10 protein-coding genes and 1 pseudogene are annotated in these 16,588 nt (G+C 69.2%); 5 read left to right on the top strand and 6 right to left on the bottom strand.

From position 1 onward, the window contains the following. Window positions 1–150: 150 nt before the first annotated feature. Window positions 151–4,848, top strand: a pseudogene (locus SRAH_RS11370) (excinuclease ABC subunit A); the annotation flags it as partial. 120 nt (window positions 4,849–4,968) lie between these two features. After that, entirely contained in the window at window positions 4,969–5,361 is a 393-nt protein-coding gene (locus SRAH_RS11365; protein WP_029463459.1) for a hypothetical protein, read from the top strand. A gap of 49 nt (window positions 5,362–5,410) precedes the next feature. Here SRAH_RS11365 and SRAH_RS11360 read toward each other — a convergent pair whose 3' ends face one another. The 3 genes from SRAH_RS11360 to SRAH_RS12195 all read right to left on the bottom strand — a co-directional run bounded on the left by SRAH_RS11360 (window position 5,411) and on the right by SRAH_RS12195 (window position 8,672). Continuing rightward, the gene (locus tag SRAH_RS11360; RefSeq protein ID WP_029463458.1) at window positions 5,411–5,779 is read right to left on the bottom strand and encodes a hypothetical protein; all 369 of its coding nucleotides are present in this window, start codon (window positions 5,777–5,779) and stop codon (window positions 5,411–5,413) included. 27 nt (window positions 5,780–5,806) lie between these two features. Then, a complete protein-coding gene (locus SRAH_RS11355) occupies window positions 5,807–7,039 on the bottom strand; it encodes a DesA family fatty acid desaturase (RefSeq protein ID WP_045477393.1) in 1,233 nt (410 codons plus the stop codon). Between the two features lie 178 nt (window positions 7,040–7,217). Further along, a complete protein-coding gene (locus SRAH_RS12195; RefSeq protein WP_045477391.1) occupies window positions 7,218–8,672 on the bottom strand; it encodes an RsmB/NOP family class I SAM-dependent RNA methyltransferase in 1,455 nt (484 codons plus the stop codon). A 54-nt stretch (window positions 8,673–8,726) separates the two neighbouring features. On the opposite strand from SRAH_RS12195, the gene SRAH_RS11345 reads away from it, so the two are divergent. After that, entirely contained in the window at window positions 8,727–9,656 is a 930-nt protein-coding gene (locus SRAH_RS11345; protein ID WP_029463455.1) for an MOSC domain-containing protein, read from the top strand. Between the two features lie 7 nt (window positions 9,657–9,663). Here SRAH_RS11345 and SRAH_RS11340 read toward each other — a convergent pair whose 3' ends face one another. Beyond that, window positions 9,664–10,662, bottom strand: coding sequence for an HD-GYP domain-containing protein (locus SRAH_RS11340; protein ID WP_029463454.1), 999 nt, complete (start codon window positions 10,660–10,662; stop codon window positions 9,664–9,666). Window positions 10,663–10,821: 159 nt separating this feature from the next. Between SRAH_RS11340 and ychF the strand changes: the two genes are divergently transcribed. Together ychF and SRAH_RS11330 are read left to right on the top strand one after the other, a co-directional pair. Then, complete coding sequence (ychF, locus tag SRAH_RS11335) at window positions 10,822–11,916, top strand: redox-regulated ATPase YchF (protein WP_029463453.1); 1,095 nt, start codon at window positions 10,822–10,824, stop codon at window positions 11,914–11,916. A 41-nt stretch (window positions 11,917–11,957) separates the two neighbouring features. After that, the gene (locus tag SRAH_RS11330; protein WP_045477388.1) at window positions 11,958–13,070 is read left to right on the top strand and encodes a hypothetical protein; all 1,113 of its coding nucleotides are present in this window, start codon (window positions 11,958–11,960) and stop codon (window positions 13,068–13,070) included. Window positions 13,071–13,085: 15 nt separating this feature from the next. On the opposite strand, the gene SRAH_RS11325 is transcribed toward SRAH_RS11330, so the two are convergent. Next, window positions 13,086–16,196: an efflux RND transporter permease subunit gene (locus SRAH_RS11325; RefSeq protein ID WP_045477385.1), complete on the bottom strand. Its 3,111-nt coding sequence runs from the start codon at window positions 16,194–16,196 to the stop codon at window positions 13,086–13,088. Beyond that, window positions 16,193–16,588 (bottom strand): RND family efflux transporter (locus SRAH_RS12800; protein ID WP_029463450.1); only part of this gene is annotated, 396 nt, incomplete at its 5' end. The genes SRAH_RS11325 and SRAH_RS12800, both read right to left, overlap by 4 nt.

Raw genomic sequence — 16,588 nt, 5'->3', positions numbered from 1 at the left:
GGCGCGGCCGGGGCTGGGGTGGGTGAGGAATCGGAGCCTGCGACTGACGAACCCGCCCCAGCCCCGGCCGCGTCAGCGCAACCCACCAACGAACCCGCCCCACCCCCGGCAGCGCCAGCGCCGCCCACCAACGATCACCCCCAGCCCGAACTCAAACTGCTGCTAGACGAAATCCAGACCCGGTTGCGCTACTTGTGCGAAGTCGGGCTGGGCTACCTGACGCTGGATCGGCAAAGCCGCACCTTGAGCGGCGGCGAGGTGCAGCGCATCAACCTGACCACTGCGCTCGGCACCTCACTCGTCAACACCCTGTTCGTGCTCGACGAGCCCAGCATCGGGCTGCACCCGCGCGACATGGGGCGCATCTTGCAAGCCATGCGCAGGCTGCGCGACGCCGGCAACACGCTGGTGGTGGTGGAGCACGACCCGGCGCTCATGCTCGCCGCCGACCGCGTCATCGACATGGGCCCCGGCCCCGGCGCGCGCGGCGGCCAGATCGTGTTCGACGGCAGCCCCGAGCAGTTGCGCCAGGCCGACACCCTCACCGGCGCCTACTTGGGCGGGCGCAAACAAGTCGGTTTCGGCTTCAAACGCATGGTCACGCCCAGCACACCCCGGCTGCAACTGCGCGGCGTGCGCGCCCACAACCTGCAGGGCATCGACGTCGATTTTCCGCTGCAGCGCCTGGTCTGCGTCACCGGCGTGAGCGGATCGGGCAAATCAACCCTGATTCAAGACGTGCTCGCCCCAGCGCTGCAGCGCCACTTTGGCCACAGCGGCCAGGCCCCGCTGGCGCACGAGGCCCTGCTGGGGGCCGAGCAGTTGAGCGCGGTGGTGTTCATCGACCAGTCCCCGATCGGCAAAACGGCGCGCTCCAACCCGGCCAGCTACATCGGCGCCTGGGACGCCCTGCGCGCCCTGCTGGCAGCCCAGCCGCTGGCGCGTCAGCGCGGCTACACCGCCGCCAAGTTCAGCTTCAACGGCGGCGACGGGCGCTGCCCAGGCTGCGGCGGCAGCGGTTTCGAGCGCGTCGAGATGCAGTTCTTGAGCGACGTCTATCTGCGCTGCCCCGACTGCCTCGGCCAACGCTACCGGCCCGAGGTGCTGGAGGTGCGCCTGGAGCGCGGCGGGCGCGGCTGGAACGCTGCCGAGCTGCTCGACCTCACGGTGAGCGAGGCGCTGGCCTTGTTTGGCACAGGCACAGGAGCAGATATGGCGCCCGCAGCGCCCGAATCCGCATCGGCTTGGCCCAGCGCGGCGGCACAAGCCAGCACCCCCGACCCGGCGCAGCGCAAGCTCGAACGCACGCTCTGCGCCGCCCTGCAGCCGCTGGTGGAGGTGGGGTTGGAATACCTCAAGCTCGGCCAGCCCGTGCCCACGCTCAGCGGCGGCGAGGCGCAGCGCCTCAAGCTCGCGGCGCACCTGGCGCTGGCGGCGCAGACGGATGCCGCTGCCGCTGCCGCCCGGCGCAGCCCAGCCAAGCCGGGCGTGGTGCGAGCGGCAGCCGCAGCGCAGCCGGATCAAGCTGCGCCATCCGCCCGCGCAACGCGCAGTGCCAGCCCGCCCCCGCTGGGCCAGTTGTTGCTGTTCGACGAGCCCACCACCGGGCTGCATTTCGACGACATCGCCAAGCTCATGCGCGCCCTGCGCAAGCTGGTGGAGGCCGGGCACTCCTTGATCGTGATCGAACACAACCTCGATGTAATCCGCGCCAGCGACTGGCTGATTGACCTCGGCCCCGAAGCCGGCACGGGCGGCGGGCAGGTGGTGGCCCAAGGCCCGCCCGAGGAAGTGCGCCTGCACCCCAGCAGCCACACCGCAGCGGCGCTGCGCGCCTACGCCGAGGCGGAAGGGGGGCTGCGGGCCAGCGAGCCCGCGCCACCCCCGTGGCGGTTCGACCGGGGCCAGCCCGGAGCAGCGGCAAGCGCCACGCCGTCAATCCAGATCGTCAACGCCAAAGAGCACAACCTCAAAAACCTCTCGCTGGCCATACCGCGCGGGCGCTTCAGCGTCATCACCGGCGTGAGCGGATCGGGCAAATCGACGCTGGCCTTCGACATTTTGTTCAACGAGGGCCAGCGCCGCTACCTGGAGAGCCTCAACGCCTACGCGCGCAGCATCGTGCAGCCGGCCGGGCGGCCCGACGTCGATGCCGTACACGGCATTCCGCCCACCGTGGCGATCGAACAGCGGCTCTCGCGCGGCGGGCGCAAATCGACCGTCGGCACCGTGACCGAAGTCTGGCATTACCTGCGCCTGCTCTACGTCAAGCTCGGCACCCAGCACTGCATCCACGACGACAGCCCGGTGCAGCCGCAAAGCCCGGCGGCGATTTTGGGGCAACTGATGGGGCGTTTTCGGGGCCAGCACATCGGTTTGCTGGCACCGCTGGTGCGCGGGCGCAAGGGCCTCTACACCGAACTGGCCGACTGGGCGCGCCAGCGCGGGCACAGCCATTTGCGTGTCGATGGCGAGTTTGTGCCCACGCTGGGTTTCCCCAAGCTGGAGCGCTTTCGCGAGCACCAGATCGAGCTGCCGGTGGGCAGCCTGGAAGTGCAGCCCGAGCACGAAGCCGAGTTGCGCGAGCTGATCGAGCTCACGCTCGAACACGGCAAGGGCGTGCTGCAAGTGCTCAGCGGCATCGGCGGCCCCGACGACACCGGGCGCCCCGGTAGCCTGGCCAGCGCCTTGGCGGCCGGGGGCAGCGGCGCCGGCATTGGGCAGATCGATAGCTACTCGACCCTGCGCGCCTGCCCGCTGTGCAGCAGCAGCTACGCCGAGCTGGACCCGCGCCTGTTTTCCTACAACAGCAAGCACGGCTGGTGCCCGGATTGCGTGGGCACCGGGGTGCAGTTGAACCGCCAGCAGCGCCAGGCGTTTGACGACAGCCGCCCGCCCGACGACGGCCAGGGTCGCGAGCAGAGCCTGAGCGAGCCCGACTTCGATGACCTGAGCGAGCAGCCCTGCGCCACCTGTGAGGGAAGCCGCCTGAACCCGGTGGCGCGGGCGGTGCAGTTCCAAGGCCGCAGCATTACCGAGCTGGCGCGCTTGAGCGTACACGCGCTGCAGGCCTGGGTGCAGGCGCTGCCCGAGGGCGGCGCTTTGACGCCGCGCCAAGCCCAGATTGCGCGCGACCTGCTGCCCGAAATCTTGGGGCGGCTGCGGTTTTTGCAGCAAGTCGGGCTGGGCTACCTGACGCTGGAGCGCGGCGCGCCCACGCTCAGTGGCGGCGAGGCGCAGCGCATCCGGCTGGCGGCGCAGTTGGGCTCTAGCCTGCAAGGGGTGTGTTATGTGCTGGATGAGCCGACCATCGGCCTGCACCCGCGCGACAACCGGATTTTGCTGGATGCCTTGCAGCAGTTGGGCCGCCAGGGCAATACGCTGGTGGTGGTGGAGCACGATGAGGACACCATCCGCCGCGCCGAGCACCTGATCGACATCGGCCCCGGCGCCGGGGTGCGCGGCGGCCAGGTGGTGGCCCAGGGCACGCTGGCCGACCTGATGGCCGCCCCCGATTCGCAGACCGGGCGCTACCTGCTGCACGCCATGCGCCATCCGCTGCAGGCTAGGCGTTGGGTGGCGGATGGTTTCGGTTTTTGTGCTGGTGGGCTTGCGCTGGGCGGGCTGGGGGGCGGGGCCGGCGCGTCAGTCGCAGGCTCCGATCCCTTGCCGGCCCCGCCCCCCAGCCCGCCCAGTGCAAGCGGCAGCGCCATCGCAAGCCTAGGCTCCGATTCCTTGCCGGCCTCGCCCCCCAGCCCGCCCAGCGCAAGCGGCAGCGCAACCCCACCCCCCGACTGGCTGCTGGTCAAAGGCGCTCAGCGCCACAACCTGCAACAGCTCACGCTGCGCCTGCCGCTGCGGCGCTTGGTGGCGGTCACGGGGGTGAGCGGTTCGGGCAAATCCACGCTGGCGCGTGAGGTGCTGCTGAGCAATGTGGCGGCGGCGGTGCAACTGCGCAGCACGCAGGCCGGGCGGCGCGCTTGGGACGCGGGCGTGCGCCCGGCCTGGCAGGGCTGTCAGGCCCTGATTGGCAGCGAAGGCATCGAGCGCGTGCTGGAGGTGGATCAGACCCCGATCGGCAAAACCCCGCGCTCCTGCCCGGCCACCTACATCGGCTTTTGGGACACGATACGCAAGCTCTACGCCGAGACGCTGGAGGCGCGCGCGCGTGGCTACGGGCCGGGGCGCTTTTCCTTCAACACCGGCGCGGGCCGCTGCCCGCACTGCGAGGGCCAGGGCCTGCGCACCATCGCCATGAGCTTTTTGCCCGATGTCAAGCTGCCGTGCGAGGTTTGCCACGGTGCGCGCTTCAACCCCGAGACGCTGGCGGTGAGCTGGCGCGGCCGCAGCATCGCCGAGGTGCTGGGCATGGAAGTCGATCAGGCGCTGGCATTTTTTGCCTCCATACCCGCCATTGCGCAGCCGCTGCAACTGCTGCACGATGTGGGCCTGGGCTACCTCACGCTTGGCCAGCCTTCGCCCACGCTCTCGGGCGGCGAGGCGCAGCGCCTCAAGCTTGTGACCGAGCTGGCCAAGGTGCGCCACGACCTGGGGCGACGCGGCCAAAAAGCCCCGCACACGCTCTACGTGCTCGATGAGCCCACGGTCGGGCTGCACATGGCTGACGTGGAGCGGCTGATCCGCATGCTGCACCGGCTGGTGGATGGCGGCCACAGCGTGCTGGTGATCGAGCACGATTTGGACCTGATCGCCGAGGCCGACTGGGTGCTGGACCTTGGCCCCGAAGGCGGGCAGGAGGGGGGCCGCTTGGTGGCGCAGGGCACCCCGGAAGACTTGGTGCGCCAGGGCAGCCACACCGGCGTCGCCTTGGGGCCGGTGCTGGCGCGTGGCGCGGTGCTGCACACCCCCGAGCCCGTCCCCGAGGTGAACCGCCACGCAGGACCGCCAACCGGCGCGTCCGGCCACCCACCCGCTGCACCGGCAGCCGCTGCGGCGCAGCCTTGAGCCATGGTTGCGCGCTGGCAGGTGCTGCACGTCGAGCCGCTGGCACCGGCCAAGCCGGCCTTGGGCGAACCCTGCAACGGCTGTGGCCTGTGTTGCCTAGCCGAGCCGTGTCCGCTGGGGATGGTGCTCAGCTGGCGCTGGCGCGGTGCCTGCCGCATGTTGCGCTGGGAGGCGGCGGCGCAGCGCTACCGCTGCGGGGCCATCGTGGTCAGCGCCGAGGGGCTTGGCAGCGCGGGAGAGGCGGTCGGGACCGGCGCACCGGCGCACCTGTGGGCACGGCTCTGGAACCGCTTGGCGCGGCGCTGGATTGCGGCCGGCAGCGGCTGCGACGCCGCGCTGCAAGCCCAAAGCGCACCCCCGCCAAAAGCAGATGGCGCGCCCAACTCAGGCCCCTGAATCCTGCACGCCGCATGCAAAACGGCGCATCTTTACCCAACAGCGCCGCTTAGTACACCCGCCAAGCCAGCATCAGCAGCCCCAGCGCCAGCAAGGCAGCGCCGCCCATCAGCCAGCGGCTGCGTTTGCGCAGGCGCTCCACCTGGTCGATCAGGCGCGCATTTTGCTCGGCCAGATCGGCGTTGGTCTGCGCCACCTGGGCCAAGTCGGCCTGCATGCGCTGCCACGCCGCTTCCAGCACCTGCACCCGCTCTTGTGGCGTGCCGTTGCCGGTGGGCACGGGGGCGGCGTCGATGTCGGCGCCACCGCCGCGTTGCTTATCCAGAAAACGGCGCGCACCCGCAATCACCTTGGGCGCATGCTCGATCACATCGCCCCAAGGCACCAGCTTCAAGGCCACCAGCCACGGAAATCCCATTGCAAATCCCTTTGAGGATGTGGCCGATCAGGCCGCGGCCGGCAGCGCCGAAACCGAGCGCAGCGCGCGCACGCGCTGCGAGAATTCCTGCAAGGCCGCAATGCCGCTGGCTTCGGCGCGCTGGCACCAGACGTGCAAATCTTGCGCCAGTTGCTCGCGTGAGCGGGCGCTGTGGCTCCAGAGCGCGCGCAGTTCCTCGCGCATGGCGTGCATCTGCGCCAGCCTGGGGTGTTGTTCGCGCACCTGCTGCACCTGCGCCTGGAGTTGCGGCGGCACCTGCGCGTCGTCGCGGTGCAACCAGCGCCGCACGGCGCGCAGTGCCGAGGCGTCGGCGCGCCCAGCCTGCAAACCGGCCAGTTCGGCCGCCACGGTGGCGCGCATTTGCTGCGCGTAAGCGGCCATGACCTCGTAGCGGTGCGCGATCAGGGCTTCGAGCGTGTCGGCGTCGGCCACCGGGCGCACGGCCCCGAAAGCGGGCTTGGGCGGCGTCTTGCGCGCCCGCGCCAGCCCGAACACTGAAAAGGCACGGATGTAGGCCCAGCCGAGGTCAAATTCGTAGGGCTTGACCGAAAACTTGGCCGAGGTCGGGTAGGTGTGGTGGTTGTTGTGCAACTCCTCGCCGCCAATCACGATGCCCCAAGGCGAGACGTTGGTGCTGGCGTCGGGCGACTCGAAATTGCGGTAGCCCCAGTAGTGCCCGATGCCGTTGACCACGCCCGCGGCCCAGAACGGAATCCAGACCATCTGCATGGCCCACAGCGCCAGCCCCAAGGCCCCAAACAGCGCCAAGTAAATAAACAGCATCAGCACGATGCCCACCTGCGGCCAGCGGCTGTAGAGGCGGCGCTCGATCCAGTCGTCCGGCGTGCCGTGGCCGTAGCGCACCAGCGTGTCGGGGTTTTGCGCCTCGGCGCGGTACAGCTCGGCCCCTTGCCAGAACACCTTTTTGATGCCAAATACCACCGGGCTGTGCGGGTCGCCCTGCTGCTCGCACTTGGCGTGGTGCTTGCGGTGGATGGCGGTCCAGTCCTTGGTTTTCATGCCGGTCGTGAGCCAGAGCCAGGCCCGAAAAGCGTGCGCCAGCGCCGGGTGCAGGTCCAGCGCCCGGTGCGCCGAGTGGCGGTGCAAATACAGCGTCACGCTGACGATGGTCAGGTGCGTAAACAACAAACCCAGCAGCAGCGCCTGCCACCACGCGGCCCCGGTCAGCCCCTCGGACAAAAAATGCACCACCACACTCCAAAACGATTCAATCGACACCGCAGACCTTTCAAGACACTGCCAAAAATAAACGGCCAGAGAAACACGGCCGCCCCAGTGCGCCATACAAGCGCCCGCGAATGCGACTGGTTAAGTACTCGGATTCTAGAACCCGCGCCCACGTTCCCGCCAGCCGGAGCGATTTTGCGGGCTGCGGCGGCGCCAGCCTTGCCAAGCCTCAAGTCCGACGCTGCCAAACGGCGGCAAAAAAGCCGTCGCAGCCGTGCCGGTGCGGCCTCAGGCGCAAGTAGGGGCCGCGGCAGAGAATGTCTGCAGCCTCGACCCCGGCGCGCGCCAAAATGGGCGCGGCGGGCAGCAGCTCGAATTCGCGCTCGGCTAGGCTGAAGGCCTCGGCGATGGCCTCGTTTTCGGCGCGCAGCAGGCTGCAGGTGGCATAGACCAGCCGCCCACCGGGCTTGAGCAGGCGCGCCGCCGCCGCCAGGATGCGGCCTTGCAACTCGGCCTGTTGCGCCACGTCGGCCGGGCGCTGGCGCCACATCAGGTCGGGCTGGCGGCGCAGCGTGCCCAGGCCGGTGCAGGGCGCATCGACCAGCACCCGGTCGGCCTTGCCCGCCAACCGCTGCAGCCGCTCGTCGCGCTCGTGCGCCAGCGCCAGCGTGTGCACTTCGGCTATGCCACTGCGCGCCAGCCGTGGTTTCAGGGCTTCGAGCCGGTGTGCCGAGGTGTCGAAGGCGTACAGGCGGCCGGTGTGGCGCAGCAGCGCACCCAGCGCCAGCGTTTTGCCGCCGGCGCCGGCGCAAAAGTCGATCACCGTTTCTTGGCGCTTGGGCTCGCACAGCAGCGCCAGCAGTTGCGCGCCTTCGTCTTGCACCTCGATCAGGCCCTCGCGCCAAGCGGGCAACTGCTGCAGCGCAGGCTTGCCCGCCAACCGGATGCCCCAAGGCGAGTGCGGTGTGGCGGTGGCCGGCAAGCCGGCCTCTTGCAGCAGCGCCAGCACGGCGGGGCGCTTGGCTTTGAGCAGGTTGACGCGCAAGTCCAACGGCGCGGGCTGGCGCAGGGCCTGGGCGGCCAGACTGAATTCGGCCTCGACAGCGGCTGCAAGCCCCGCATCAGCATCAGCATCAGCATCAGCATCAGCATCAGCATCGATGTCGGACAGGGGTTGACCCTCCACGCTCACCACGCGCCCAAAACCCGCCTGCTCCAGCCGCAACTCCTCCCGCAGCGCCTCGGCCAGCCAATCGGGCAAACCGTGGCGGCAGGCGGGCGGGGCTGCGGCGTCCAAGGTCTGCTCCAGCGCCTGCATGCGCCAGCTCCATTCCTCGGGCGGGCAGGCGGCTTGCAGGCGCTCGGCCGGGCCGGTCCAGGCCAGCAGCAGCAAGGCGCGGGTTTGCGCCGTGCCCTGAGGCTGTGCCGGATGATTGGGGCGCTGCGGGCGCGCGGGGCGCTCCTGCTGCGGCGTGCGGCCCGGGTGGCTGGCGGCCAGCCACTGCAAGCGCGGCCGATCGCGCAGCAGCGCATAGACGGCATCGGCCAGCAGCGCGCGCTCGCGGCTGCCCAGCGCGGGTTGTTGGCGAAAAAACTCCGCCACGGTGGCGTCGGCAGGGTGTTCAAAACGCAGCACGCGGTTTAGCAGCGCGCTGCCCAGTTCTAGCAAAGTGTGGGGGTGCATATTGCCGGGTATTGTCGGCTATTGGACAATCACGCCCAAAAGGATGCCACACCCATGCCAACCGCCCTTCACACCGACGCCCCCCTGCCCTTGTCGATCGAGCAGCTCTGGGTCTATCCGATCAAGTCTTGCGCCGGCGTGCGGCTGGCCAGCGCCGAGCTGCTGCCGACCGGGCTGCAATGGGACCGCACCTGGATGGTGGTCGATCAGCGCGGTGAGTTCCTCTCGCAGCGCGAATTGCCGCGCATGGCGCTGGTGCGGCCGCGCTTTTGGATGGGGCAACTGGAGCTGCAGGCGCCGGGCATGTTGTCGCTCTATCTGGCTCTGGATGCGGCCGAAGCGCCGTGCAAGGTGCGGGTCTGGGACGACGAGCTCGACGCCTACGACATGGGCGACGTGGCGGCGCAGTGGTTCAGCGATTTTTTGCTGGCGGGCCGGCCCGAGCTCGACCTGCAGCCACGTCTGGTGCGCTTCGACCCAGATTGCGTGCGGCCCTCGGACGTGCGCTGGACCGGCGGCGTTCAGGCCCCCAACACCTTCAGCGACGGCTATCCGCTGCTGCTGCTGAGCGCGGCGGCGCTGGCCGAGTTCAACGAACGCCGGCGCCTGCTCGGGCAAGAGGCGCTGGGGGTGGAGCGCTTTCGCCCCAATCTCTTGCTGGGTGGCCTGCAGGCGCACGACGAAGACCGGCTGGCCGAACTGCGCTTTCCCATCGCCGCTGGCACCGGCGCCGCTGCCGCCGCTTCGCCCGCCGAAGTCTGGCTGCAGCCGGTCAAGCCCTGCGCGCGCTGCTCCATCCCGGATGTGGACCCGGCCACCGGCATCGAGCAAGGCGACGCCGTGGCCGCCCTGCTGCAGAGCTACCGCCAAGACCGGCGGCTGCTGGGCGCAGTCACTTTTGGCATGAACGCCATCGTGCGCCAAGGGGCGGGGTTCAAGTTGACACAGGGCCTGCCGGGGTTTGGGCGCTGGGCCGATTGGTGAGCGGAGCTTAGACCCGCTTGAGCAGGCGCGCCAGATCGAGCCGGATGCGCAGCTCTTCGGGCGCCACCGGGGCCTTGATGGCATACAAGGGCAACTGGGTGTCGCGCTTGACTGGGATGCTCAGCAGCATGCCGTCGGGCCCGGTGATGGCCAACGCGAGCGGGGTGTTGACCTTGGCCCCGCGCCGCACCACCAGCGCCGTTTCGCCGGTTTTCAGCCGCACCAAGGTGCCGGGCGGGTACATGCCAAACTGCTTCACAAAGCAAGCCCCGAGCGGGCTGGCGCTGGCTTCGGCCTCGAGGTACAGGTTGCCCACCACCACCTGCGGCCACATGCCGCGCCGGCTGCTGCGCGGGCTGATGCGCGCCACGAACAAATCGCTCAGGCGCAGCAACTGCTGCCCCAGATCAAGCTCGGTTTTTTGGCTCGGGTAGCCGCTGCCGTCGGGCGCCTCGTGGTGGTCTTGCACCCAGCGCAACCAATCGGTGTCGGTCACGCCCAAGGTGCGCAAGATGGCGGCCGAATCGCTCGGGTGGGCGGTGATTTTTTCGCGCTGGTGTGCCGTGGTCTGCTGCGCCTGGGTGGCCAGCAGGTCTTGCAGCTCGGCCAGCGCGATGTTCATGGTCAGGGCGGCGCGCAGCAGCGCGCCCCGCTGCGGCTCCTCGATCGGCAGCAGCGGCGCCACCAGCAAACACGAACTGGCCGCCAGCAGGGCGTGGGTGGCGCAGTAGCCATATTGCCGATCCGACAGCATGTGCACCAGCACCAGCACGCTGTCATCGGGCCGGCTCTGCAGCGTCAGGCGCAAGCCGGCTTCGATAAAAGCCAGGCGGCGCGCAAAATCATGCGCCTGCGCCCCCTCCAGCAGCAAGGCCGCCAACCGCCGCCGCAGCGCGGGCATGGCTTCGACTGGGTCCGGGTCGAGCTGCAGGCGCACATCGTGCAACACCGGCTCCAAGGCGGCGGGCAGCTCGTGGGCAGTGGGGTCGTGCGGGTCGAGCGGCATAGCGCAAAGGCAATCAGTTGGGCTTGAGGACTGGCGCAGAGAGGCCGGCTTCGATGGCGGGGCACACCAGCGCACCCGGAGCTCTATTCAAAGCGGTGTCCAGAGCAGACGGGGCCGCTAAAATCGGCGACATTCAGAAATTGTCATTTTAGGGCCTATATGAGTCTCAAGTGCGGTATCGTGGGCTTGCCCAATGTGGGCAAATCCACCCTTTTCAACGCCCTCACCCAGGCCGGCATCGCGGCCGAAAATTACCCCTTTTGCACCATCGAGCCCAATGTGGGCGTGGTCGAGGTGCCCGATGCGCGGCTGCAGCAACTGGCGGCAATCGCCAAACCCGAGCGCGTGGTGCCCGCCATCGTCGAGTTTGTGGATATCGCCGGCCTAGTAGCCGGGGCCAGCCAAGGCGAGGGGCTGGGCAACCAGTTTCTGGCCCACATCCGCGAGACCGACGCCTTGGTCAACGTGGTGCGCTGCTTCGAAGACGCCAACGTGATCCACGTAGCAGGCCGGGTCGATCCGGTGTCCGACATCGAAGTCATCCAGACCGAGCTCTGCCTGGCCGACTTGGCCACGGTGGACAAAGCCTTGCAGCGCGCCGGCAAAGCCGCCAAGAGCGGCAACGACAAAGACGCCGCCCGGCTGCTGCAATTGCTGGGCCCGGTGCAGGCCGCGCTCAACCAGGGCCAGCCGGTGCGCGCGCTGGCGCTGAGCGAAGAAGACCGGGCGCTGCTCAAGCCGCTGTGCCTGATCACCGCCAAGCCGGCCATGTTTGTGGGCAATGTAGGCGAAGACGGCTTTGCCAACAACCCGCTGCTCGACAAGCTGCAAGCCTACGCCGCCACGCAAAACGCGCCGGTGGTGGCGATCTGCGCCAAGATCGAGGCCGAACTGGCCGAAATGGAGCCGGCCGACCGGCTGGACTTCCTCAAGGAACTGGGGCAGGACGAACCGGGCCTGAACCGGCTCATCCGCGCCGGCTTCAAGCTGCTGGGCCTGCAAACCTACTTCACCGCCGGCCCCAAAGAGGTGCGCGCCTGGACTGTGCGCATCGGCGCCACGGCACCGCAGGCGGCGGGCGTGATCCACGGCGACTTCGAGCGCGGCTTCATCCGCGCCCAGACCATCGCCTTTGACGACTACCTGGCCTGCAAGGGCGAACAAGGCGCCAAAGACGCCGGCAAAATGCGCGCCGAGGGCAAAGACTACGTGGTGCGCGACGGCGACGTGATGAACTTTTTGTTCAACGTTTAAGCGGCTATGCTTGCGGCACCTTGCAAGCAAAGGGTGCTGCCATGCAAACGCCTTGGGGAGAACTGGCTGACTTGGATCTGTCCGACCACGAATTGGCCGGCCGGATTCTGGCTGCGGACAAGCACCAGCTGATCGAAGGGCTGGTGGTCGAATGCCTGTTCGACCAGATCGTGCAGGCCCTGCCTGCGTGCGTTGACCGGCCCTTGGCGCTTCTGGATGTCGAAACGGTGGTGGTTGACAGCGGCCGCAACGACCTCGGGTGGCTCGGATTTGTGTGGGCGCGCCAGCGCCAACCCGGTCTGGGGCGCTATTTGCAGGCGCTCGAACGCTGCCTCAGGCCGTGGCTGCTCGAATACGCAGACGGCGATTTCTGGGCCACACCCGTGCGCGATGGCCAGCGCGCCGGCCCCACGCAGCGGCTGCCCGAGCTGCTGCAAACGCTCAGCAGCCAGCGCCCCCAGCCGTTTCTGGTGGACGCCTCGGTGCGCAACAGCCTGCGCCAGCGCCAGGCCTTTTGGGGCTTTGTCTCGGGCTACCACCAAGACCGGCTCGCCGAGCGGGTGCTGCTGCCGCGCATCCTGATCAACTGCGCCATCCAGCCGTGGTTTCGCACGGTCTGGAACCTCGACCGCGCCGTGATTTTGGGCGACCGCGTCTGGGTGCTCGAAATCAAGCACAAATTCCCGATCAACCAGCACCCCTTGCACTTTGGCATCAACGCCGGCGAAATCGGCCTGCTCGACCGCCTGAGCCGGGCCGGCGTGCGCTGCCTGCACACCATTTTGGTCAAGCCGCAGTGGAGCAAAGAGGTCGGCTCAATGTACCTGCTCAACGACCTGCGGCTGCGCACCCAGGCGGCGCTGATCGCCACCGTGCTGGACCCGGCGCGCACGGCGCTGCTGCTCCAACAAACCAGCGCCCACGCTGGCCGCCACACCTCGATCACGGGCCGCGCGCCGCTGGCTTACAAGCGCCTCGCGGCCAGCTCGTTCTCGCGCCTGGGCCTGTTGCCGCAGCCCCCCGCAGAACTGGCGCAAAACATGGTGGACACCATGCTGGGCACGGCCACCCAAGCGGTGCAGGACGGCTGGTTGCGTGGCTTGCAGGCCGCCTGCGGCCCCGCAGCCGCCCCCACCGCCCCGACCAGGCACTGAGCACCGCGCGGAGGGTCAGGGACCAGAGACAGCCGGATGTGGCGGTGCGGGTGGCGGCTCGGGCGGCACCGCATGGCCGATGCGCAGCCACAGCGCGTACAGCGCCGGCACGTAGAGCAAGGTGATGGCGGTGCCCACCGCCACGCCGCCGATCAGCACATAGGCCAGCGGGCCCCAGAAGCTGTCGAAGGTCAGCGGCACGAAGGCCAGCGCGGCGGCCAGCGCGGTCAGGATCACCGGGCGCGCGCGCTGCACCGCGGCCTCCACCACGGCGGCCTCGGCCTCCAGCCCGTCGTGGAAGTTGTCTTGCACCTGCTGCGTCAGGATCATGGTGTTGCGCATCAAAATGCCCGCCAGCCCGATCAGCCCCAGCAGCGCCACGAAGCCAAAGGGTTGGCTAAACAGCAGCAGCGCCAGCACCGCCCCCACCAGCCCCAGCGGGGCCGTGGCCACCACCACAAAGGTGCCGGAAAACGAGCGCATCTGCAGCATGATGAACACCAGCATCAGCGCCACCATGAGCGGAAACAGTTGCCGGATCGACTGGTTGGCAATCCCGGCGCGCTCCACCGTGCCGCCGATATCGATGCGGTAGCCCGGCGGCAGTTCGGCGCGCAGCGCGGCCATCTGTTGCCACAATTCTTCGGTCACCGTGGGCGGCTGCGCCCCGCGCACATCGGCCTGCACCGCCAGGAAGGGCTCGCGGTTGAGGCGGCGCAGCAGCGGCTCCTCGTGGCGCAGCTCGAAGCGGCCAAGCTGCGCCAGCGGCACCAGGCGGCCGTCGAGGCTGCGAATTTCGATCTGCTCGGGCAGCAGCGGGCCGCCGTCGCGGCTGCCGCGGGCGAGCACCTGCACCGTGCGCGTGCCCAGCCGCAGCTCGCTCACCGCCACGCCGTCGAGCTGGAACTGGAGCTGCTGCTTGAGCTCGCGCGGCGTCAGGCCATGCAGGCGCAGGCGCTGCTCGTCGAGTTCGAGCTGCAGCACCAGGGCGCGCTCGTCCCAATCGAGCTGGGTGTTGCGGGTGTGCGGGTGCGCCTGCATGATGCCTTGCACCTGCTGCGCAATGGCGCGCTGTTGTTGCGGATCCGGCCCGATGATGCGAAAGCTCACCGGCCACGGCACCGGCGGGCCAAACAGCAGCCGCGCCACGCGCAGCCGCGCCTCGGGGAACTCGCCGGCGTCGATGCGCGCCTGCAAATCGGCCATGATGCGCTCGCGCGCGGCCGCGTCGGCCCCAATGGCGAGCAGCTTGGCAAAGGCCGGGTTGGGCTGCTCCGGGTTGGCCGAGATGAAAAAGCGCGGCGCACCGGCGCCCACATAGGCCGAGAGCGAGCGCACGTCGGGGTGCGCGGCCAGTATGGCTTCGAGGCGGCGCACGGTGGCGTCGGTCTGGGCGATCGGGCTGCCTTGGGGCAGTTGCACGCTGATCAGCACCTCGGGCCGGTCGGAGCCGGGGAAAAACTGCTTTTGCACCAGGTTCGCCATTGCCCAGCCGCTTAGCAGCAGCAGCAAGAGCGTGACGCCGACCACGCTTTTGCGCCAGCTCACGCAGGCCGTGATGAGGGCGCGCAAGCGCCGGTAGCCAGGGCTTTGATAGATTGCGTGGGGGCCGCCGTGGCCGCCGTGTGCGCCCAGGGGCTTGGGTTGCGCCAGCAGCTTGATGCCCAGGTAGGGCGTGAACACCACCGCCACCAGCCACGAGGCCAGCAGCGCATAGGCCAGCACCCAGAAGATGTTGCCCGCGTATTCACCCACGCCCGACTGGGCAAAGCCGATCGGCACGAAGCCGGCCACCGTCACCAGGGTGCCAAACAGCATCGGGGCGGCGGTGGCGTTCCAGGCGTGGGTGGCGGCGCGCACGCGGTCCCAGCCCTGCTCCATTTTGACGATCATCATCTCGATGGCGATGATGGCGTCATCCACCAGCAGCCCCAGCGCAATGATCAGCGCCCCGAGCGTGATGCGGTCCAGGTTGATGCCGGTGAACTTCATCAGCATAAAGGTCAGGCCCAGCGTGAGCGGTATCGCGATGCCCACCACCAGCCCGGCGCGCCAGCCGATGGCCAGCATGCTCACCACCATCACCACCGCCATGGCGGCAAGGAATTTTTTCTGGAACAGATCGACCGCCTGCGTGATGGCGTCGGTCTGGTTGGTGAGCACGCGCAGCTCCATGCCCAGCGGCAGCTCGGCCTGTTGCTGCTGCACGAAGTCGGCCAAGCGGGCACCGAAGGCCAGCCCGTTTTCGCCTTTTTGCATCACCACGCCCAGCAGCACCGCGTCCTGCCCGTGGGCGCGCACCAGGTAGCTGGGCGGCTCCTCGTGGCCTAGGCGCACCTGCGCCACATCCTGCAGTTGCAGCAGCCGCCCGCCCACACGCAGCGGCACCCGTTCGAGCTGCTGCGGGTCGGCCAGCTCGGTGGGCAGGCGCAGCAGCACGCGCGCGCCTTGCAGCTCCAGCGCGCCCGCAGGCAGCAACTGGAGCTGGGCGTCGATGGCCTCGAACACCGCTTGCGGCGCCAGGCCGAGCTGGTGCAGGCGCGCCAGGTCGAAGTCGATGAACACGCGCTGCGGCCGCTCGCCCAGCACAAGCCCCTTGTGCAGGCCGGGCAAGCGTTGCAGGCGGTCGCGCAGGGTGTCGGCCGTGCGCACCAGCTCGGGCAGGGGCAAGCCGGGGGCGCTCAGGGCAATCAGGGCGAAATAGACGTCGCCGAAGTCGTCGTTGACCAGCGGGCCGATGACGCCGCGCGGCAGCCGGGGCGCTTCGTCGCTCATGCGCTGGCGCACCTCGTCGAACAGATCGGGCACTTGCTCGCTCGGGGTGTAGTCGTGGAACTCGACTTGCAAATCGGCGCGGCCGGGCCGGATGGTGCTCTCGATGCGGTACAGGTTTTGCACCTCTTGGATGCGTTTTTCGAGCCGATCCGCCACTTGGGAGCGCATCTCCTCGGCCGTGGCACCGGGCCAGACCGCCGACACCATCATGGTGCGCACCGTGAACGACGGGTCTTCGGCGCGCCCGAGCGAGAGGAAGGCATAGACGCCGCCCAGCACCGCCAGCAGAATGAAAAACAGCGTCACGGCGCGCTCGCGCACCGCCAGCGCCGACAGGTTGGGAAAGCTCACCGGGGCAACTCCCGCACCGCCAGCCCAGGGCTGAGGCGGTGCGTGCCCAGCGCCACCACCGCCTCGCCAGCGGCCAGCGGGCTGCTCAGGTGGGCGTGGGTGGCGTCGATGCGGTGCAAGCGCACCGGCACCGGCTGCGCCTTGCCCTCGACCACGCGCCACAGTTGCGCCCCGCCACCGCGTTCATCCAGCGCCCCCAGCGGCACGCGCTGCAACGCCGCCTCGGCCACCGCGGCGCGGCCTTCGGGCTGCAGCGCCACGCGCAGCACCGCCCCCAAGGGCCAAGCCGCTGGGTCGAGCGCACCCACCAGCCGGTAGCGCGCGCGCCAGGTGCGGCTGAGCGGATCGGCCGCGCCCGCCACTTCGCGCAGTTGCAGCGGCTGGCGCGTGCC

The sequence above is a fragment of the Serpentinimonas barnesii genome (genome assembly GCF_000696225.1).
Taxonomy (GTDB): Bacteria; Pseudomonadota; Gammaproteobacteria; order Burkholderiales; family Burkholderiaceae_C; genus Serpentinimonas; species Serpentinimonas barnesii.
The sequence above is the reverse complement of the archived record's forward strand: the minus strand, read 5'-3'. Positions and strand labels throughout refer to the sequence as shown.